This window comes from Zobellia russellii, assembly GCF_044597075.1.
Taxonomy (GTDB): domain Bacteria; phylum Bacteroidota; class Bacteroidia; order Flavobacteriales; family Flavobacteriaceae; genus Zobellia; species Zobellia russellii.
Genome location: NZ_CP139000.1, coordinates 2,602,175 through 2,621,110, shown reverse-complemented (window position 1 = coordinate 2,621,110; position 18,936 = coordinate 2,602,175). Strand labels below are relative to the sequence as shown.

At 39.9% G+C, this 18,936-nt stretch carries 15 protein-coding genes; 13 read left to right on the top strand and 2 right to left on the bottom strand.

What is annotated here, in order from left to right:
- Window positions 1–106 precede the first annotated feature (106 nt).
- The 6 genes from SJY45_RS10655 to SJY45_RS10630 all read left to right on the top strand — a co-directional run bounded on the left by SJY45_RS10655 (window position 107) and on the right by SJY45_RS10630 (window position 7,281).
- The gene (locus SJY45_RS10655) at window positions 107–1,264 is read left to right on the top strand and encodes a formimidoylglutamase (protein WP_215437942.1); all 1,158 of its coding nucleotides are present in this window, start codon (window positions 107–109) and stop codon (window positions 1,262–1,264) included.
- A 123-nt stretch (window positions 1,265–1,387) separates the two neighbouring features.
- Window positions 1,388–2,743, top strand: a complete 1,356-nt coding sequence (gldK, locus tag SJY45_RS10650) for a gliding motility lipoprotein GldK (protein WP_215437945.1) — start codon at window positions 1,388–1,390, stop codon at window positions 2,741–2,743.
- Window positions 2,744–2,891: 148 nt separating this feature from the next.
- Window positions 2,892–3,548, top strand: coding sequence for a gliding motility protein GldL (gldL, locus tag SJY45_RS10645; RefSeq protein WP_215437948.1), 657 nt, complete (start codon window positions 2,892–2,894; stop codon window positions 3,546–3,548).
- Window positions 3,549–3,602: 54 nt separating this feature from the next.
- Window positions 3,603–5,162: a gliding motility protein GldM gene (gene gldM, locus SJY45_RS10640; protein WP_215437951.1), complete on the top strand. Its 1,560-nt coding sequence runs from the start codon at window positions 3,603–3,605 to the stop codon at window positions 5,160–5,162.
- Between the two features lie 59 nt (window positions 5,163–5,221).
- Window positions 5,222–6,124 carry a gliding motility protein GldN gene (gene gldN / locus SJY45_RS10635; protein WP_215437954.1) on the top strand — a complete coding sequence of 301 codons (903 nt, stop codon included), beginning with the start codon at window positions 5,222–5,224 and terminating at the stop codon, window positions 6,122–6,124.
- Between the two features lie 92 nt (window positions 6,125–6,216).
- A complete protein-coding gene (locus tag SJY45_RS10630; protein ID WP_400070593.1) occupies window positions 6,217–7,281 on the top strand; it encodes an NAD(P)/FAD-dependent oxidoreductase in 1,065 nt (354 codons plus the stop codon).
- Here the strand turns inward: SJY45_RS10630 and SJY45_RS10625 are convergent.
- Window positions 7,247–7,663, bottom strand: a complete 417-nt coding sequence (locus tag SJY45_RS10625) for a DUF983 domain-containing protein (RefSeq protein ID WP_215437960.1) — start codon at window positions 7,661–7,663, stop codon at window positions 7,247–7,249. The two genes, SJY45_RS10630 and SJY45_RS10625, sit on opposite strands and share 35 nt — an antisense overlap.
- Window positions 7,664–7,799: 136 nt before the next feature.
- Between SJY45_RS10625 and SJY45_RS10620 the strand changes: the two genes are divergently transcribed.
- The 7 genes from SJY45_RS10620 to SJY45_RS10590 all read left to right on the top strand — a co-directional run bounded on the left by SJY45_RS10620 (window position 7,800) and on the right by SJY45_RS10590 (window position 18,064).
- Window positions 7,800–9,710: an ABC-F family ATP-binding cassette domain-containing protein gene (locus tag SJY45_RS10620; RefSeq protein WP_215437963.1), complete on the top strand. Its 1,911-nt coding sequence runs from the start codon at window positions 7,800–7,802 to the stop codon at window positions 9,708–9,710.
- Between the two features lie 182 nt (window positions 9,711–9,892).
- Complete coding sequence (locus SJY45_RS10615; protein WP_215913857.1) at window positions 9,893–10,765, top strand: hypothetical protein; 873 nt, start codon at window positions 9,893–9,895, stop codon at window positions 10,763–10,765.
- 172 nt (window positions 10,766–10,937) lie between these two features.
- Complete coding sequence (locus tag SJY45_RS10610) at window positions 10,938–12,074, top strand: efflux RND transporter periplasmic adaptor subunit (protein ID WP_303404350.1); 1,137 nt, start codon at window positions 10,938–10,940, stop codon at window positions 12,072–12,074.
- On the top strand, window positions 12,074–15,379 hold the full coding sequence (locus SJY45_RS10605) for an efflux RND transporter permease subunit (protein ID WP_400070590.1): 3,306 nt from the start codon (window positions 12,074–12,076) through the stop codon (window positions 15,377–15,379). The genes SJY45_RS10610 and SJY45_RS10605 overlap by 1 nt, the downstream gene beginning before the upstream one ends.
- A gap of 2 nt (window positions 15,380–15,381) precedes the next feature.
- Window positions 15,382–16,746, top strand: coding sequence for a TolC family protein (locus SJY45_RS10600; protein ID WP_400070588.1), 1,365 nt, complete (start codon window positions 15,382–15,384; stop codon window positions 16,744–16,746).
- A gap of 105 nt (window positions 16,747–16,851) precedes the next feature.
- Window positions 16,852–17,871, top strand: a complete 1,020-nt coding sequence (locus SJY45_RS10595) for a Gfo/Idh/MocA family protein (RefSeq protein WP_400070586.1) — start codon at window positions 16,852–16,854, stop codon at window positions 17,869–17,871.
- 10 nt (window positions 17,872–17,881) lie between these two features.
- Window positions 17,882–18,064, top strand: coding sequence for a CPXCG motif-containing cysteine-rich protein (locus SJY45_RS10590; protein ID WP_215437972.1), 183 nt, complete (start codon window positions 17,882–17,884; stop codon window positions 18,062–18,064).
- Between the two features lie 2 nt (window positions 18,065–18,066).
- Here SJY45_RS10590 and SJY45_RS10585 read toward each other — a convergent pair whose 3' ends face one another.
- Window positions 18,067–18,747, bottom strand: coding sequence for a head GIN domain-containing protein (locus tag SJY45_RS10585; protein WP_215437974.1), 681 nt, complete (start codon window positions 18,745–18,747; stop codon window positions 18,067–18,069).
- Window positions 18,748–18,936 lie beyond the last annotated feature (189 nt).

Here is an 18,936-nt window from a genome sequence, read left to right as displayed (position 1 = left end):
GTTTGAGTATAGTGGTATTGGTTATTGGCCAATTGTAGTAAAGATAGATAAAGAGACGCATAACGTGCGTCTCTATAATTTAAACACATATAATCTTTCAAAATAAATGGCATTTGATTTTCTGGTTCCAGTAGAAGACAAAGTAATGGCCCACTGCGAACTGTTTGCTGCCCAATCTCTGGGAAAGCATACTAGAATACATACTAAAAGAGATGGTCTTCCGGACCTAGAAAATGTTTCAATCGCTATTATTGGGGTTAGGGAGTCCAGAAACGCCTTTGAAAAGAAAACCGAAAAACTAGATATTGCCGCTATACGGATTCAGTTGTACAAGTTGTTGTTGGGTAATTGGAACTCAACATTGGCGGATATGGGCAATATTGAAGAAGGAGCAACGGTTGAGGATACCTATTTTGTTGTAAAGAATACACTTTCCGCACTTTTGGAGAAAAAGATAGTGCCCATAATAATAGGTGCTACACAAGATATAACCTATCCTGCGTACCGGTCTTTTGATGGTATTGTAGACTTGGTAAACTTGGTCGCGGTAGATAGCAGGTTTGATTTTGGTATGGATGATGAGCTTATTTCATCGCATTCCTATATGAGTAAGATTATTACGGATAAGCCCAATAATCTCTTTAATTTCTCCAATATAGGATATCAGAGTTACTTTAATGCACAGGAAGAAATAGATTTAATGGAGCGTCTTTTCTTTGATGCTTACCGTTTGGGAGAGCTGGGTTCGGATATTTCCTTGGCAGAACCTGTACTGCGTAACGCACATATGATTAGTATGGATGCCCGTGCCGTTAGGGCCAGTGAAATAGGATTATCCGATGATTTTTCGCCAAATGGGTTTACGGGAAGAGAGATTTGTGCCATAGCCAGATATTCGGGAATTAGTGACAAAGTAAGTATTTTTGGGGTCTATGAAATGGAAAACACCAATCAATCCTGTCAGTTAATGGCCCAGATAATATGGTATTTCATCGAGGGTTATAACTTTAGAATAAACGAATCGCCTTTTGAAAGTAGCGAAAACTTTACAAAGTATATAGTTCCTACAGATACCGAAGAACTTACCTTTCACAAGAGTCACCTTACTAATAGGTGGTGGGTAGAGGTTCCATCTATACTAACGCCGCATACTAAATCAAATTCATCGGCGTTATTACCATGCACTAAAAAGGACTATTTGGAAGCGTGCGACCAAAACATTCCTGAACGGTGGTTCAAGGCCTATAAAAAAGGTTTTAATTGAGTTGAAAAAAAATATAGTATAATTGCCATTGATACAATAATTTGATGAAATCACAGTTTTAGAGTGTAGAATTAAATCATAGTATTTGCAGTTTATAACCAGAATCGAAATTTAACCTAAAGTATGAAAAAGCTATTGTTATCATCTATAGCGTTTGTTTTTTTGCTCAGCAGTTGCGGATCAAAGACAAAGGGAGAGCTAGTCGGGGCCCAAGGAAAGAAGTGGTATCCTGAGAAACCTTATGGGATGGAGCTCATTCCACGAGGTTCTTATATCATGGGTAAATCCGAAGAGGACCAGGCTAAAGTTCTGAACGCACCAACAAAGACCGTAACGGTCAGATCGTTCTATATGGATGACACCGAGATTACGAATAGCGAGTATCGCCAGTTTGTAGAATGGGTACAGGATTCCATTACCAGAACACGTTTAGCCGTATTGGCAGATGAATTGGGTCTAGGGCCTGAGGATGAAGGTATTGGTGAGTATGCGTTTAAAGACGCAGATACCACTAAACTATCTGCTTATGACAAGTACATGCTGGATAATTATGCCGGTATGGGCGAAACTGGTTTTGAAGGCCGTGCCTTGAACAAGGACCAAGACCTTATTTGGGATATCTCTGAGTATCCAGATGAGTATTATACAGAGGTAATGGATTCTTTGTATATTCCTGAAGAGGAGTCTTATAACGGTCAGCGTACTATTGATGTTACAAAATTGAAGTACAAGTATAGCTGGATGGATATTGAAGCTGCAGCTCGTTCTAGAACCGGAAGCAGAAAAGATTTTATCCGTCAAGAAGAACTTGAAATCTATCCTGACACTACCGTTTGGATCCGTGATTTTGAATATTCGTACAACGAACCAATGCATAATGATTATTTCTGGCACGATGCCTATAGTGAATACCCTGTAGTTGGTGTTTCTTGGGCACAGGCAAGAGCTTTCTGTAACTGGAGAACCAAGTTTAAGAATGATGATCAGAAAAGTAAAGGCAAGCAATTTGTAAACCAATTCAGGTTACCTACTGAAGCTGAATGGGAATATGCTGCCAGAGGTGGTATTGAAGGAGGAACTTACCCATGGGGCGGACCTTACGTAATTAGTGATACAGGTTGCTTTATGGCAAACTTTAAACCACAAAGAGGTGATTATGCCGCAGATGCAGCTTTATACACTGTAGAAGCAAAATCATATGAACCAAACGATTTTAATCTTTACAACATGGCCGGTAACGTGTCTGAATGGACCAACTCTAGCTATGACCCTAATTCTTACGAATTTGTTTCTACAATGAACCCTAACGGTGGCGATGGGGCAAATGCAAGAAAAGTAATTCGTGGAGGTTCTTGGAAAGATGTTGCTTATTTCCTACAGGTAAGCACCAGAGATTATGAGTATGCAGATTCTGCTCGTAGTTACATCGGCTTTAGAACCGTACAGGATTATATGGGAGAAGAAGATTCAACACAATAAAAAAGTAATATTAGGATTATAGTTATTTTCAAATACACAAATACAAATACACCATCTGATTCTTCTAGCCATAGAGGAAGACGATAAACAAATCAAACAGTAAACCAAATCTTTTATTAACATTAATTTTCAAATTAAACCTTAAATTATGGCACAGTCAAAATCAACAAAGAAATTATTCAACATGGCCTACGGCCTTGGAGCATCTGTAGTAATTATCGGTGCGTTGTTCAAGATTCTTCACTGGGAGTTCGGACCTTTAACAGGTGGTCTTCTTTTAGCAATAGGTCTTATTACAGAAGCACTTATTTTTGCGATCAGTGCATTTGAACCAGTAGATGATGAATACGATTGGTCTTTAGTATACCCAGAATTGGCCGGTGGTGCTTCAACAGGAGTTGCAAGAAGCAACGAAGCTCAAGAAATCAAAGAAGCAGAAGCTTCGTTATCTGGTAAATTAGACGAATTATTGAAAGAAGCAGGAGTTGACGCTAACCTAATGGAAAGCCTTGGAACTAGCATCCGTAACTTTGAAGGTGCAGCTAAGGGTATTGCCCCAACTGTTGACGCTATGGAGTCTACAAGAAAGTATTCTGATGAAATGGTTCAGGCTGCCGCTCAAATGGAGTCGTTGAACAGCTTATACAAAGTACAATTAGAAAGTGCTAGCAAACAAGCTTCAGTTAATGAAGAAGTTGTACAGAATGCATCTGCTCTTAAAGACCAAATGGAATCTTTGGCAACTAACCTTTCTTCATTGAACGGAGTATACGGTGGTATGTTAACCGCTATGAATAGAAACTAATTAGAGATTAGTTAACCCCAAATCAAATAATTAATCAAATCTAATTAAAAAAACATGGCAGGAGGAAAAGCAACACCACGTCAGAAGATGATCAATCTTATGTATTTGATCTTCATCGCTATGCTGGCGTTAAACATGAGTAAAGAAGTACTTGCAGCTTTCGGTATTATGAACGAAAAGATGGAAGCTTCTAACGCGAAGACTACAGAAAGTAACCTAGCTTTCTTGAGTGGTCTAGAGACTAAAGCTTCCGAAGATTCTGAGAAATACGGAAAGCTTTATAAAGATGCACAGAAAATCAAGCAGATGTCACAGGAGTATTATGACTATCTAGAAGGCCTTAAGCAAGGCATGACAGAAGGTCTAGAAGATGCTAAGGACTATGCGAGAATGGATAATTCTGATTTCTTGGATCAAAAATTCTTTCAAGGAGACAATCTATCGGAAGGTGGAAAGGAATTCATGAGTAGAATTAATGACTACCGTACACAAGTATCGGCTATCGTACCAAAAGATTTGAAAGAATCTGTAAACGCTCGCTTCCAGACTGGAGATGAGAACGGTAAAGAAACTAAAAGAGACGGTTCTAAGCAAGATTGGATCAACTACCACTACGAAGGATATCCTTTAGTAGCTTCTTTGGCCAAGATTACTGCTCTTCAGGCAGATGTTAAAGCTACAGAAGAAGACGCTCTTAAAAGAATGTTGGAAGGTGAGTTAACAAGCCAAGTATCGCTTAAGAATTTTGCAACATCATTACAGGCTAGTAAATCTGCTTTTTACTCCGGTGAGAAGTATGACGGTAAGATTATCATTAGTAAAACTGATAACTCTTCTACTCCTGTAAAAGCTGAGTTAACGTTAGACGGAAGAAAACTTTCTGAAGGTACTGACTATAAACTAGAGGCTGGTGGTGTTAAGATGTTGATCGGAGCAGGTTCTGCCGGTGATCATACTGTAGAAGGTACATTGTATTTTAAGCAAGATGGTGAGGAGATTCCTGTACCTGTAAAGAACAGCTTTGCTACAATTAGCAAGCCTAATGCTGCTTTAATTGCGGCTGATAAGATGAATGTTGTTTACCGTGGCGTTGCTAACCCAATGTCTATATCTATCCCAGGCATACCTAATAACAAAGTAAATGCTTCTGCTCCAGGTTTAAAATCTGTTAACGGTAGCAAGTATATTATGAATCCTGGAACAGGTAGAACAGTTACTATTACAGCTTCTGGTAAATTACCTGATGGTCAGACCGTATCTTCAAAATCTGAGTTTAGAATTAAGGATATTCCAAGACCTGCAGGTTCTGTAAGTAAGCAAACAGGTAGTGCTAAAATGCCTAGAGCTAACATGGAAATTGCAACTATAGGAGCAATGTTGGAAGATTTTGATTTTGACTTGAACCTTGCTGTAAGCGGATTTAAGTTCAAAGTTCCTGGTCAGCCTACCGTAAGTGTTAACGGAAGCAAATTGAACGCTAACGCCAAATCTGCCCTTAAAAGAGCTAAAAGAGGTGATGCTGTTCAGATATTTGATATCCAAGCTTACATTACAAATAACAAGAGTTATAAATTGAAGAAGGTATCTCCGGTTGTAGTGGAGATCACAAACTAATAAAAACTAGTAAAACCGGGCGGTCTTTTGATCGCTCGGTAATTTAAAATTTTACAAACATGAATTGGAAAAATGCTTTAGTAATTGGTGCAGTAACATTGTTGCCAGTTTCCATGATGGCCCAGGCGAACATCTTGAACGCCAAAAAGCCTGAGGAAATAGGCATTAAGACCGAAGCTCAAAAAGCTTTGGACAATGATGCTCCCCTTGAGTATGGGTATGTAGATGATCGTGACATTCTTTGGTCTAAGACGGTTTGGGAAGTTATTGATCTTGATGAAAGGGTAAATTTCCCTTTATATTATCCTACAGATACCATTGATATAGGAAACGATAGAAGATCATTATATGATGTTCTTTTGAAAAATATCAAGAACGGTAAGCTAAAAGATGTTTATGCAGATTCTTATTTTACGGATAAGCGTAAATTTAGCGACCTTCAAAGTACGTTGCAAAAAGTAGATACTACTGATTATGGTTACGAACAGATCAATGCAGGTGAAGAACTTTCTCCTGAGTATGTGATGAGAAGAAACCTAACTGCGGCCGATATTGAGGAATACCGTATAAAAGGAATGTGGTATTTTGATAAGCGCCAAGGCGAATTAAAGTATCGTTTGTTAGGTATTGCCCCGGTAGCTCCTGACGTTAACTTTATAGACGATGACTCTATGGATCCAAGTGATGCAAAGGTTGAGTTATTCTGGGTATGGTATCCAGATGCACGAAACATCTTGCACGAGGCCAAAGTCTTTAACCAAAGAAACTCTGCGCAACCTATCTCTTTTGATATGTTGTTGAACGCAAGAAGGTTTAATGGTGTAATTTATAGAGAAGACAATGTTCATGGTGACCGTAAAGTAAATGATTACATTACAGATAATGCTCTGTTCCAGTTGTTGGAAGCAGGTAGAATCCAAGAGGTCATTAGAGATAGAGAGCAAGATATGTGGGCTTACTAGAGCCAAGAATATTCCAATTCAAATAGTATTGAGCGCCCTGACAGTTTTTGTCGGGGCGCTTTTTTTGATTGCCAATTTTCTACCTTTGGCGTATGATAGATTATTTAATTGTAGGGCTTGGCCTAGCAGGTATTTCATTCTGTGAGCAGCTAGAGAAGAATAACAAAACCTTTAAGGTAATTGCAGATAGTTCCCAGACCTCTTCGGTAGTGGCCGGAGGCCTATATAATCCCGTTATTCTAAAACGGTTTACGTTGGCGTGGCAGGCAGAGGAACAGATGAAAACGGCATCGGCTTTTTATGCGCATTTGGAACGCAAGTTAGGAGTTAAGTTAAATTATGAGCTGCCGGTATACAGAAGGTTTCATTCTGTTGAAGAACAAAACCTGTGGTTTGAAGCTTCCGATAAAAAAGGATTGGATAGGTTTTTGAATACATCTGTTCATGCAAATACCAATGTTCATATAGATGCTCCGTTCGGTTATGGGGAAGTACGCCATACAGGAAGAATAGATACAGAAAAATTAGTCTCCTCGTACAAGAAATACCTTCAAGAGAAAGACTTAGTGATTGAAGAAACCTTTGATTACAACCGTTTGCAGTATACCGATGATAGAGTAGAATACGACGCTCTTTCTGCCCGAAAAATTGTGTTTGCAGAAGGTTTTGGGTTAAAGGAAAATCCGTTTTTTAATTATTTGCCTTTGCAAGGTTCCAAAGGGGAGTACGTATTTATTGAAGCTCCCGATCTAAAAGAGGATAAAGCCATAAAGTCTTCGGTGTTCATTATTCCCCAAGGAAATAATATCTATAGGGTAGGTGCTAATTACGAACGCCATGACAAAACCAATCTGCCAACAGAAAGTGCCAAAGAAGGACTATTGGCTAAATTAAGAACGGTGCTTAAGTGCGGTTTTAAAGTAGTAGACCAAGTAGCTGGGGTAAGACCGACCGTGGTAGATAGAAAACCGCTGGTAGGTAGGCACCCTAAGTTTAAAAGCTTGCATATCCTTAACGGATTTGGTTCAAGGGGGGTTCTTATGGGCCCGTCTGCTGCAAAACAACTGTACATGTTCGCAGAAGACGGTCAGGAGTTAGATCCGGAATTGGACATTGCACGTTTTACTCAGAAATACTTTCAGCAGTCTTTTTCCTGAATTTTGTGCCTGCTTCAGAATCAAAGTGGATAAAGAAATTGATCCAAATGTTTCGGGACAATCTAATAATTAGTGGCATGAAAATTATCATGGTGGCAACAATGGCAATAAATGAAGTGGTCAAAGTTGCACCAATGAACAAAAAGCTGATGACAAATGCTGCTACGGCAAAAGCAATTCCAACGGCATAACTTACATACATGGCGCCATAAAAGAAAGAAGGTTCAATCTTGTACTTGGTGCCACAGGTAGAGCAACGTTCGTGCATATCAAAGATTTTGCCCAGATGATACGGGTTTTTATCCTCATACATGCTCTCTTCGTGGCATTTGGGACAACTTCCTGTTAAAATGCTGTATAGTTTGTTTCCTTTTTTTAACATTTGCAAAACTTTGAATAAAAGTACAACTTTGGCTTTTCTTTCAATGTAACTATCATTACAAATAGTAATGTTTTTTCAAAAATAATTAAACCACCTTATGGGCATGATGCCTGTCTGAATCTAGAATTTTTAAAGTATGTTGAATATCCATAACCTTTCCGTTTCTTTTGGCGGAGAATATCTTTTTGAGGAAATATCCTTTCGTTTAAATGGTGGTGATCGTGTGGGTCTGATCGGTAAGAACGGAGCGGGTAAATCAACACTTTTAAAAATGTTGTCCAAAGATATGCCTATTGATTCGGGTACTATCGCCATGGAGAAAAATATTAAGATTGGTTTTCTTCGTCAGGATATAGATTTTGTTTTGGGGCGTACTGTTTTGGAAGAGTCCTATCAGGCTTTTGAAGAAATAAAGGCATTGGAGCTTAAGTTGGATGAAATTAACCACCAACTAGCAGAGCGAACGGATTATGAGAGTGAAATCTATCATCAACTTATGGTAGACTTGAGCGATCTTACCCATCGCTATGAAATATTAGGTGGGTATAATTACCAAGGCGAAACCGAAAAAATACTATTGGGCCTTGGTTTTAAACGAGAGGATTTTGATAAGAAAACCGACACGTTTTCCGGCGGATGGAGAATGCGGATAGAATTGGCAAAACTCTTGCTCCAGAGCAATGATGTGTTACTTCTGGATGAGCCCACCAACCACTTGGATATTGAGTCTATTATCTGGTTGGAGCAATTTTTGAAAGGGTACGCGGGCGCTGTTGTTATTGTTTCTCACGATAAAATGTTTTTGGATAACGTTACCAACCGTACCATAGAAATCTCCTTGGGCCGTATTTATGACTACGGAAAGCCCTATTCCCAGTTTCTTCTGCTTAGAGGCGAAATAAAAGAACAGCAGATGAACGCCCTAAAGAATCAGGAAAAGGAAATTCAGCAAGCAGAACGCTTGATCGAGAAGTTCCGTGCCAAAAGCTCCAAGGCTTCAATGGCACAGTCGTTGATCAAGAAATTGGATAAAATGGAGCGTATTGAAGTAGATCAGGATGATAATGCCGTAATGAACCTCCGTTTTCCGGTCTCCATAACTCCGGGTAAGGTTATTGCGGAAATAGAGGAACTTTCCAAAAGCTACGGGGAGAAAGATGTACTTTCTGGTATAAATCTACTTTTGGAGCGCGATAGTAAAACGGCCTTTGTGGGTCAGAACGGTCAAGGAAAATCTACATTGGCCAAGATAATGGTGGGTGATTTGGACTATGAAGGCAAATTAAAGTTGGGGCATAACGTACAAATTGGATATTTTGCCCAAAACCAGGCCGAATACTTAGATGGTAACAAAACCATATTAGATACCATGATAGATGCGGCCAACGAAAAGAATAGAAGTAAGGTAAGAGATATTCTGGGCTCATTTTTGTTTAAGGGAGATGAGGTGGAAAAATACGTAAAAGTGCTTTCCGGTGGTGAACGAAACCGTTTGGCCTTGGCCAAGATGCTTTTGCAGCCTTTTAACGTGTTGGTAATGGATGAGCCTACCAACCATTTGGATATCCAATCTAAGAACGTTTTAAAACAGGCCTTACAGAATTTTGACGGAACCCTGGTTCTTGTTTCTCACGATAGGGATTTTCTACAAGGGCTGACCAATAAGGTGTATGAGTTTAAGGACAAGAAAATTAAAGAGTATTTAGGCGATATAGATTACTATCTGGATCAACGTAAGGTTGAAGATTTTAGGGCGATAGAAAAAAAACAGGACGTTCAAAAAAAAAGCGACACGCCAAAATCTAGTGCAACCGACTTTAAGGAACAGAAAAAAATAAAATCACTTAAAAACCGACTTAGCTCAGTGGAGTCGGATATTGCAAGACTGGAAAAGGAGATAGGTGAGATAGACCATAAATTGTTAATGGATTACGACAAGACTATTGCCGTTCCCAATTTTTTTGATGGCTATCAAAAGAAGAAAAAGCAGTTGGAACAAATGATGACCAAGTGGGAAGAAATTACCTTAGAGCTAGAAAATTACTAGTGAGCTGCCGTAAATGACCATTTGAAAAAAGTGCTCACAACAAAATATCTGGCTTTCACAACATTATAGGGCCGTTGAACGATAATTTTTGTTTTTCATCCACATTAAGGCTTATTTTTGTAGGGTAATTCGCTTTGAATTGCGCCCAACCTTACTGTCAACCAAAAAAAAATAGTATTCGTATGAAAAGTCTATTAAGTTACTTAGTGCTTTTGTGCATTACGGTGCATACGGTTATGGCCGACGTTCCGAAGAAAGAAAAAGAATCGCTCATTGAGTTGTACAACGCAATGAAGGGTGATGAATGGCAAAGAAAATGGAACCTGGATGCAGAAATCTCTACATGGCAAGGTGTAACGGTCAGAAACAACCACGTTGTAGAAATCAATCTTTTTAATAACAATCTTCAAGGGGTTATCCCAAGCAGTATTGGTGACTTGGAAAAACTGGAATCTTTAAACTTGGCGTTTAACGGCATTACAGGAGAGCTTCCTAAAGAGATTGCACAACTTACGAGACTACGCGTGCTGAAGATAGAAATGAACCGTATTAAAGGAGAACTTCCTTTGGAATTGGGTAGAATGAGAAGTTTAATGGAGCTAACGGCTTTCAACAACTTTATAACCGGAAGCATTCCTGAAAGTATTGGGGAAATAAAAAACCTGAAAATTTTAAACTTGTCCAGTAATAGTTTAAAAGGAAATATACCTAAATCTGTTGGCGGATTGGCCCAATTGGAAAGTTTGGGTCTTTTTGAAAATACGTTGGAAGGAAGTATTCCGTCGGAAATAGGTGGACTTACAAAGCTTAAGGAACTTGTTTTGGCGAATAACCAATTGGGAGGTGAGCTTCCGGAAGAGTTTGGTCAATTGGCTAGCTTAGAGGTGTTACAGCTTCAGAATAACAAATTTGATTCCTTCAAAAGTCTTCATTCAATGGATGAAAAGCAGTTCTTGGTTTTTGATTATGATAAGGAAGATGATAAAATCGATTTTAAAAATGTTGAGTACGGCAGAACTAGAATGGCCGATACAAAGTTTGAAGACGAAGAATAGAAAATAGATTTCCATAATTTATTAGTTAGTTTGGTTAAAGGGACGCAGTTATGCGTCCCTTTTTTTTCGGGTATTTCAAAAAAAATACATTTAAGATACATTTAACAAAGCGCCCTTAAACTATTAGATAGCTTTGTAGTCCAACCATCTGGTTATATAGCCCAACTAACTTATGAATACACGAAAGATCCTCTTGACCGTACTAGGTGTTTTGCTGATTATTGTTTCGGTTTACGCAGCAGTATCAATTGTAAACAGTAAAAGAACCCCTAGACCAAAACCTGAAAAAGTAATTAAGACTGTCTTTGTAGATACGGTTAAAAACGGAAGTATCCCCATAGTAATTCCTGCAAATGGTAATTTAAGCGCTAAACAAAGGGTAGAACTCTACTCAGAGGTGCAGGGAGTGTTTAGAAAAGGGAACAAGCTTTTTAAAGCGGGACAGACCTACCGGGCCGGTGAAACCATTATCCGTATAGATGCTGCGGAATATTCGGCAAGTGTACAATCGGCAAAAAGCAACCTTTACAATCTAATTACTTCTATAATGCCGGATTTAAGGTTGGATTATCCTGAGATATTCCCTAAATGGCAAAAATACCTCAGCGATTTTAATATGGGGAACACGACTCCTGCTTTGCCCGAAATGACAGATGAAAAGGAGAAATATTTTATTTCCGGTCGTGGTATTCTTACCAACTACTATAATGTAAAGAATTTGGAGCAACGTCTTTCTAAGTATAGAATTTCGGCTCCGTTTAGCGGTATCCTAACCGAGGCTTTGGTTACAGAGGGAACTTTGGTAAGATCTGGTCAAAAATTGGGAGAATTCATTAATACAGACGTGTATGAGTTGGAGGTCGCCATTGGCAAGGACTATAGTGATCTTTTAAAAGTGGGTGAAAGCGTAGAGCTTATCAATCTTAATGGAACTAAAACGTATACAGGAAAAGTTGCCCGTATTAACGGGAGTGTAGATTTGGCATCACAGACCATAAGGGCCTATATAGATGTTAAAGACGAAAATCTTAGGGAAGGAATGTACTTGGAGGCCAATCTAGATGCCAGACAAGAGGAAAACGCAATTGAAATAGACAGGGGGCTTTTACTTGAAAATGACCAAATTTTTGTGGTACGGGACACCATTTTAGATGTGGTTGATGTTAAGCCGGTATATTTTTCCGATAGAAAGGTGGTCCTAAAAAATGTACCTGATGGATTAACCATTGTTTCAAAACCGGTAGTAGGAGCTTATGCCGGTATGCTAGTTAAGGTTTTTGACGAGAGTAACACAAAAACCAAAGACTAATGAGAAACATAATCTCTTATTTCATAAAGTATCACGTTGCCGTAGATGTCTTTGTACTGGCGTTTATGGTGTTTGGTATTGCCGGCGCTCTTTCGTTAAAATCTAGCTATTTCCCGCTTTCGGATTCTAAGAATATATCAATAAACATAACCTATCCCGGCGCTTCACCGCAAGAGGTAGAAGAGGGTATTGTTCTTAAGATAGAAGATAACTTAAAAGGTCTTGAAGGTGTAGACCGGGTTACCTCCACCGCAAGGGAGAACAGTGGGGTTATTAATGTGGAAATCGAAAAAGGGCGCGATATAGATTTCATGCTTTTGGAGGTAAAGAATGCCGTAGATAGGGTGCCCTCTTTTCCTACCGGAATGGAGCCTTTAATTGTCTCCAAACTAGAAGCCGTTAGAGAGACCATAACGTTTGCCATAAGTGGGGAACAGATTCCATTGGCTACTTTAAAACAAGTAGGGAGACAGGTAGAGAACGAGCTGCGTACCATAGATGGCATTTCTCAAATAGAGATGAGTGGTTATCCATTGGAAGAAATAGAGATAGCCGTAAACGAAAATAGTTTATTGGCTTATAATATATCTTTTAATGAAGTATCTCAGGCGGTGGCCAATGCCAATATTTTGGTTACTGGAGGTAATATTAAAACCGACTCCGAAGAATATTTGATCAGGGCCAACAATAGGTCTTATTACGGAGATGAGCTGTCTAATATGATTATCCGTGCGGATGCTTCGGGTAGTGCGGTGCGGTTAAAAGATGTGGCCATCATTCGTGACCGTTTTGAAGAATCGCCCAATGCTTCTTATTTTGATGGGAACCTTTCCGTTAGTGCTTCCATCACGAGTACCAACACAGAAGACCTTTTGGGTTCTGCCGAAAAGGTAAAGGAATATATAGAGGACTTTAACCAAAAGCACAACAACATAAAGTTAAGCGTGGTCAGTGATCGTAGTATTACCCTGAACCAACGTACGGAGTTGTTGACGGAGAATGCCATTGTGGGTATGATTTTGGTACTCATATTCCTTTCGTTGTTCTTAAATACACGTTTGGCTTTTTGGGTGGCGTTCGGTCTACCTATCTCCTTTTTGGGAATGTTCGTATTTGCAGGGTATTTTGATGTTACCATTAACGTGTTATCTCTTTTTGGTATGATTATCGTAATCGGTATTTTGGTAGATGACGGAATCGTGATTGCGGAAAACATTTATCAGCATTACGAAAAAGGAAAAAGTCCAATACAAGCCGCTATTGATGGTACCATGGAGGTAATACCGCCCATTATTTCGGCAATTATCACTACCATATTGGCCTTTTCCATCTTCCTGTTTTTAGATGGTAGAATAGGTGAATTCTTTAGTGAGGTATCCGTAATCGTAATCCTCACCTTGGTAGTCTCCTTGGTAGAGGCGCTAATAATACTTCCTGCGCATTTGGCCCATTCAAAAGCACTTACGGTCATAGAAATGAAACCAAAAACGGCAATAGGGAGAGCTTTTGCCAAATTAAGGGTCATTAATGAAATGGGAGACCGTTTCATGGTTTGGATGCGCGATAAGATTTACAGCCCTGCTTTACGTTTTGGTCTGCGCTATAAAGTACTGATGTTCGCTTTCTTTGTTATGGCCTTGATACTTACATTGGGGTCTGTGGGTGGCGGAATCGTTAGAACGGCCTTTTTCCCAAGAGTTGCCAGTGACAGGGTTTCCGTAGATTTATTGATGCCCAACGGAACCAATGAAAAAATCACGGATTCTATTATTTCTTTGATAGAGGAGAAGTCTAAAATTGTAAACCAAGAGCTAACTGAGAAGTATTTAAAGGGAACGGATAAAGTCCTTTTTGAAAATACAATTAAGAGAATTGGTCCGGGTACCTCTGCCGCTTCTTTGGATATTAACCTTTTACCTGGTGAAGAACGTCCGGATGCCATTAGTTCGGATATGGTAACCAATAGATTGCAAGAGTTAATGGGGCCTGTATTAGGGGTTGAAAGCCTTATTTATGGCTCAGGAGGAAACTTTGGCGGTAATCCGGTATCGGTTTCGCTTTTGGGGAATAATATCACCGAACTAAAGGCTGCCAAAAAAGAGCTAAAGGCCGTGCTGGAAAATAATGCCCTATTAAAAGATGTTGCGGATAATGACCCTGCAGGTATTAAGGAAATAAGACTTGAGCTAAAAGAGAATGCGTATTTATTGGGGCTTGACCTACGTACGGTAATGAATCAGGTGCGTGCGGGCTTTTTTGGCTCTCAAGCGCAACGTTTTCAAAGAGGGCAAGATGAAATTAAGGTTTGGGTACGTTATGATAGGGAGAACCGCTCTTCCATTACGGATTTGGATGAAATGCGAATCACCACTCCAAACGGAAATAAAGTTCCGTTAAAGGAAATAGCAACCTATATCATTGAAAGGGGAGACGTGGCCATAAACCACTTGGAAGGACAACGGGAAATTCAAGTTTCGGCGGACATTAAAAATGAAAAAACAACGAGTGCCACGGATATCATGAACGAAATCCGTACCACCGTAATGCCGGAAATACAGTCCAGATATCCAACGGTAACGGCATCGTACGAAGGTCAGAACAGGGAGGCCAAAAAAATGTCCGATTCCATAACCGTGGTGGGTCTATCGGTTTTATTGTTAATATACATCACTATAGCGTTCACGTTTAGAAGTTTCAGTCAGCCGTTGTTACTTATTTTGCTGGTACCGTTTAGTTTAACCGCAGTAGCATGGGGGCATTGGATCCATGACTTTCCGGTCAATATTCTATCGTTATTGGGTATTATCGCCTTAATAGGCATTATGGTGAATGATGGTTTGGTACTCATAAGTAAGTTTAATGGCAACTTGCGTGGTGGAATGAAATTTGACGATGCCATTTTTGAGGCGGGCCGCTCACGTTTTAGGGCTATATTTTTGACGTCGATAACTACTATTGCAGGTCTAGCTCCGCTTTTGTTGGAGCGCAGTAGGCAAGCCCAGTTTTTAAAGCCCATGGCTATATCCATTGCCTATGGTATTGCTTTTGCCACTGTTCTGACCTTGTTATTATTGCCGCTGTTCTTAGCGTTCAGTAACCGTATTAAAGTAACCACAAAATGGTTGAAAACCGGTGATGATATCACTAAGGAAGAGGTAGAACGTGCTATAAAGGAGCAGAAGGAAGAAGCACATATGGCGGAGCAGCCTAGGCTGCCGTTAAACGGAACTTCCCATGATGTAATGAAAGGTTCGGAAGTAAGCAATAGTGCCTCACCTAACAGCAATATTAAGAAACCAGAATAGGAATGATCAAACAAGTTATAGTCCCCTTAATTTTTCTTTTTATCGGTCTAGGAGTTACAGCTCAAGAGAAGCGTTTATCCAAAGAAGAAGCGGTACGCTTAACATTGGAAAACAACTTTGGAATTAAGGTAGCCGGTAATCAAGTAGAAATTGCCGATAACAATCAGGGTATACTCAATTCTGGCTATTTACCGAGTCTTACGGGTACGGCAGGCGCCAATTACAATGATTTAAATAGCAATACAGAATATCCGGGACAATTTGAAAGCTCCGGCGAGCCGAGACCTGATTTGGAAATAAACCATGCGGAATCGCAATCCTTCAATGGCGGATTGAACTTGAACTATACGTTGTTTGATGGTTTAGGAAGGCTCTACAATTACAAAAGGCTAAAAGAGCAGTATCAACTTACGGAATTACAAGCCAGGGAGACCATAGAGAATACCTTGTTGCAGTTGTTTAGTATTTATTTTGAAGTAGCTAGGCTTACGGAGAACGAAAATGTACTGAAACAGGCTTTGGAAATTTCTACGGACCGTATTACACGGGCGGAGTACGCTTTTGAATATGGCCAGAATACCAAACTTGACATTCTAAATGCTCAGGTAGATGTTACCAATGATAGTATTAACCTGTTGAACACCAAACAACAATTGGCTAATGTTAAAAGGGATTTGAATGTTATTGTCAATCAAAGCTTGACCGAGGATTTTCAAGTGGATACCATAGTTCGTTTTGTGCCCAGATTGCAATTGGATGAGCTCATAGGCGAGGCCAAGCAGAACAACGTAACCATACTGCAGGCCGAACGTAATTTGGCTATTAATGCGTATGACATTAAGGTGAATCGTTCCGGTTACCTTCCTACTATCGGGCTTACGGGCTCGTACGGTTGGAATTTGAACCAAAGTGCACCCAATTCCTTTTTGCCGGGCCAAATTATTCCCGGGAGCAACAGAACCAGTCTTACATTGGGCCTAGGGGCCAGTCTTACTTGGAACCTTTTTGATGGCGGAAGAACAACTACCTTGGTGCAGAATTCTAAAATTGCCTATGAAAACCAAGAGTTGTTGCAAGAGCAAGTAACATTAGAAGTGGATCGTGATATTCTTAATGCCCTGGCGAGCTACGAAAACCGATTGACCATTTATCAGATTCAGGAACAGAATGTAATTACCAACCAAAATAATTTTGAACGTTCAAAAGAGCAGTTTCAATTGGGGAGGATTACGTCCATAGAGTTCCGGCAGGCGCAAATTAACCTTTTGAATGCGCAGACCAATAAGAACTTGGCCAAGTATGATGCCAAGCTTGCGGAACTTCAATTGCTTCAGCTTACCGGGCAACTTCTTAACGTTGAATTTTAATCGTATCGTCTAAAACCGTACTGAAAAGGCATCCGTAAATGCACGGATTCTTTGCCTTTCAAATAATTTCTTCGTAGTATAGTTTTACAAAAATAGAACTATCATATGTCTCATATTGGCGTTGGAATTATTGGCACGGGTTCAATCGTACATACCTATGTAAAATGTCTTTCGGAGCTGGAAGGCGTCCGGATAGTAGGGCTTTGTACAAAATCTGCGGATAGGGTAGAGCAGCTGAAAGCTGATTTTGGATTGCCCATCTATAGTGACCTTAATACTTTCGTACAGCACCCAGAAATAGATTTGGTCTGTGTTTGTAATGAAAGTGGAAAACATAGTATAGCAATAGAAGCTGCCGCTAAGGCGGGCAAACATATCCTAAGTGAAAAGCCCCTTGAGGTAACTACTGAAAAAATAGATGGGTTGATTGCCCTATGCGAAGAGCGAAAGGTACTTTTGGGCTGTGTACTTCAAAACAGATGTAGCACGGATTACAAACAGGTAGAAAATGCGATAAAGTCCGGTAAGCTTGGAAAATTGCTTATGGGCAATGCCAGTATCAACTGGTACCGTTCACAGGCGTATTACGCCAATAGCAAGTGGAGAGGAACCAAGAAATTAGATGGTGGCGCCGCTTTTATCAACCAAGGTATTCATACCGTAGATTTATTGCAGAACCTTATGGGGCCTGCAGTTTCGGTCTTTGCCAATGTACAAACTAGAGTACATGAAATAGAAGGGGAAGATGTTGGTGCGGTATTGGTAAATTATGAGAATGGGGCCATGGGAACGATTACGGCAGGTACGGCCCTTTTTCCAGGCTACCCGGAACGCGTTGAGGTATATGGTGAGAAAGGAAGCATTATTATGGAAGGCGGGAAAATCATTGCATGGAATGTAAAAGGAGAAGATGCTCCGGAATTAACTTCAAAAGAACAGGGAAGCGGCGCGGCAGACCCTACGGCCATTGGGCATCACAATCATAAAGTGGTTCTTCAGGATATGGTAAACGCTATCAGGGAAAACCGGAAACCTATGGTGGATGGTGCAGAGGCGCGGAAATCGGTCGCTTTAGTAAATGCCATCTATCGATCGTCCAAAAGTAAAAAACAGGTGCAACTTTAAAAAGGTCTATATGTACGAACACTTTTTTCAATGCCCCTATTGTTGGGAAGAAATTTCCATGCTAATGGACCCCTCGGTTTCAAAACAAACCTATGTGGAAGATTGCGAGGTATGTTGCAACCCTATTGAGGTAACCCCGCAATTTCAAGATAATGAACTCGTAGCTTTTGAAGCAGTGGATATAGAGCAGTAGCCCTAATCCATTTCTTTGATCTTACCGCCAAAAACTTTATCCTTTTCAATACTTTTAGGATTGCCATAGATGTAGATAGAACCGCCGGCACGTACTTTGGCCGTTACTTTATCGGTAGCTTTTACATCTGCCCTTCCTCCGGCATTGACTACTACGGTAGTCTCATTGGTGTCTAGTTGTTTGTTATACGTCTTTCCTCCCGTATTCACCATAACCTCTTGTTTGTCCGCAGAACCGGTAAGGGTAACTTCCCCTCCTGAGATAGATTTAGTGTAGAGGTCTTTGATGTTTATTTTTAAATCTATTTTACCACCTTCTTGGGTTTTGATTTCTACGCGGTCGCCTTTAATGGTCTCGTCCGAACGTATTTTTGCATTTTCGTTGGCATCTAATAGGGCAAGCTCTTCTGTATAGTATAAAGTGGCCTTGGCTTCGTTCCCATCTAAAAAATTATCGAACTCCATTTTTATTTTTAGGAGTCCATTTTTGTTGGAGATGTTTACTTCATCCTTATCGTCTCCTGTAATAACAAGTTTGTTCTCGTTACTTTTTACCAAGCTTACCACGATGCGGTCATATACTTTAAGCTCCGTAAACTTCTCTAATTCTTTTGTGTTTTCCTTTTGTGCGAAAACCCCTGCCGAAACAAATAGGGTCACTGCTATGCATAGTAGTTTTTTCATTTTTATAATTTATAGCGTTCGCACAAATATAGGCTATTTTGGGTAGTTGTAGGGCAATAGCAAGGGGTGTGGAGCATTGTGTTTGCTAGTTTTTAAACAAATAGTACAGCTGTTGTTAAGAGGTTGGGGTTGGTAAGGTTTAAAATGGGTAGAGCTTGACCATTGTAGATAAAAAAAACTATTTTTAGC

Bases quoted from the DNA above. Each gene is read 5' to 3' on its own strand.
- SJY45_RS10585 (WP_215437974.1), bottom strand. From the start codon at position 18,747: ATGAAAAAACTACTATGCATAGCAGTGACCCTATTTGTTTCGGCAGGG.
- SJY45_RS10610 (WP_303404350.1), top strand. From the start codon at position 10,938: ATGAATACACGAAAGATCCTCTTGACCGTACTAGGTGTTTTGCTGATT.
- SJY45_RS10595 (WP_400070586.1), top strand. From the start codon at position 16,852: ATGTCTCATATTGGCGTTGGAATTATTGGCACGGGTTCAATCGTACAT.
- gldK (WP_215437945.1), top strand. From the start codon at position 1,388: ATGAAAAAGCTATTGTTATCATCTATAGCGTTTGTTTTTTTGCTCAGC.
- SJY45_RS10620 (WP_215437963.1), top strand. From the start codon at position 7,800: ATGTTGAATATCCATAACCTTTCCGTTTCTTTTGGCGGAGAATATCTT.
- SJY45_RS10655 (WP_215437942.1), top strand. From the start codon at position 107: ATGGCATTTGATTTTCTGGTTCCAGTAGAAGACAAAGTAATGGCCCAC.
- SJY45_RS10630 (WP_400070593.1), top strand. From the start codon at position 6,217: ATGATAGATTATTTAATTGTAGGGCTTGGCCTAGCAGGTATTTCATTC.
- SJY45_RS10615 (WP_215913857.1), top strand. From the start codon at position 9,893: ATGAAAAGTCTATTAAGTTACTTAGTGCTTTTGTGCATTACGGTGCAT.
- SJY45_RS10605 (WP_400070590.1), top strand. From the start codon at position 12,074: ATGAGAAACATAATCTCTTATTTCATAAAGTATCACGTTGCCGTAGAT.
- gldM (WP_215437951.1), top strand. From the start codon at position 3,603: ATGGCAGGAGGAAAAGCAACACCACGTCAGAAGATGATCAATCTTATG.
- SJY45_RS10590 (WP_215437972.1), top strand. From the start codon at position 17,882: ATGTACGAACACTTTTTTCAATGCCCCTATTGTTGGGAAGAAATTTCC.
- gldN (WP_215437954.1), top strand. From the start codon at position 5,222: ATGAATTGGAAAAATGCTTTAGTAATTGGTGCAGTAACATTGTTGCCA.
- gldL (WP_215437948.1), top strand. From the start codon at position 2,892: ATGGCACAGTCAAAATCAACAAAGAAATTATTCAACATGGCCTACGGC.
- SJY45_RS10625 (WP_215437960.1), bottom strand. From the start codon at position 7,663: ATGTTAAAAAAAGGAAACAAACTATACAGCATTTTAACAGGAAGTTGT.
- SJY45_RS10600 (WP_400070588.1), top strand. From the start codon at position 15,382: ATGATCAAACAAGTTATAGTCCCCTTAATTTTTCTTTTTATCGGTCTA.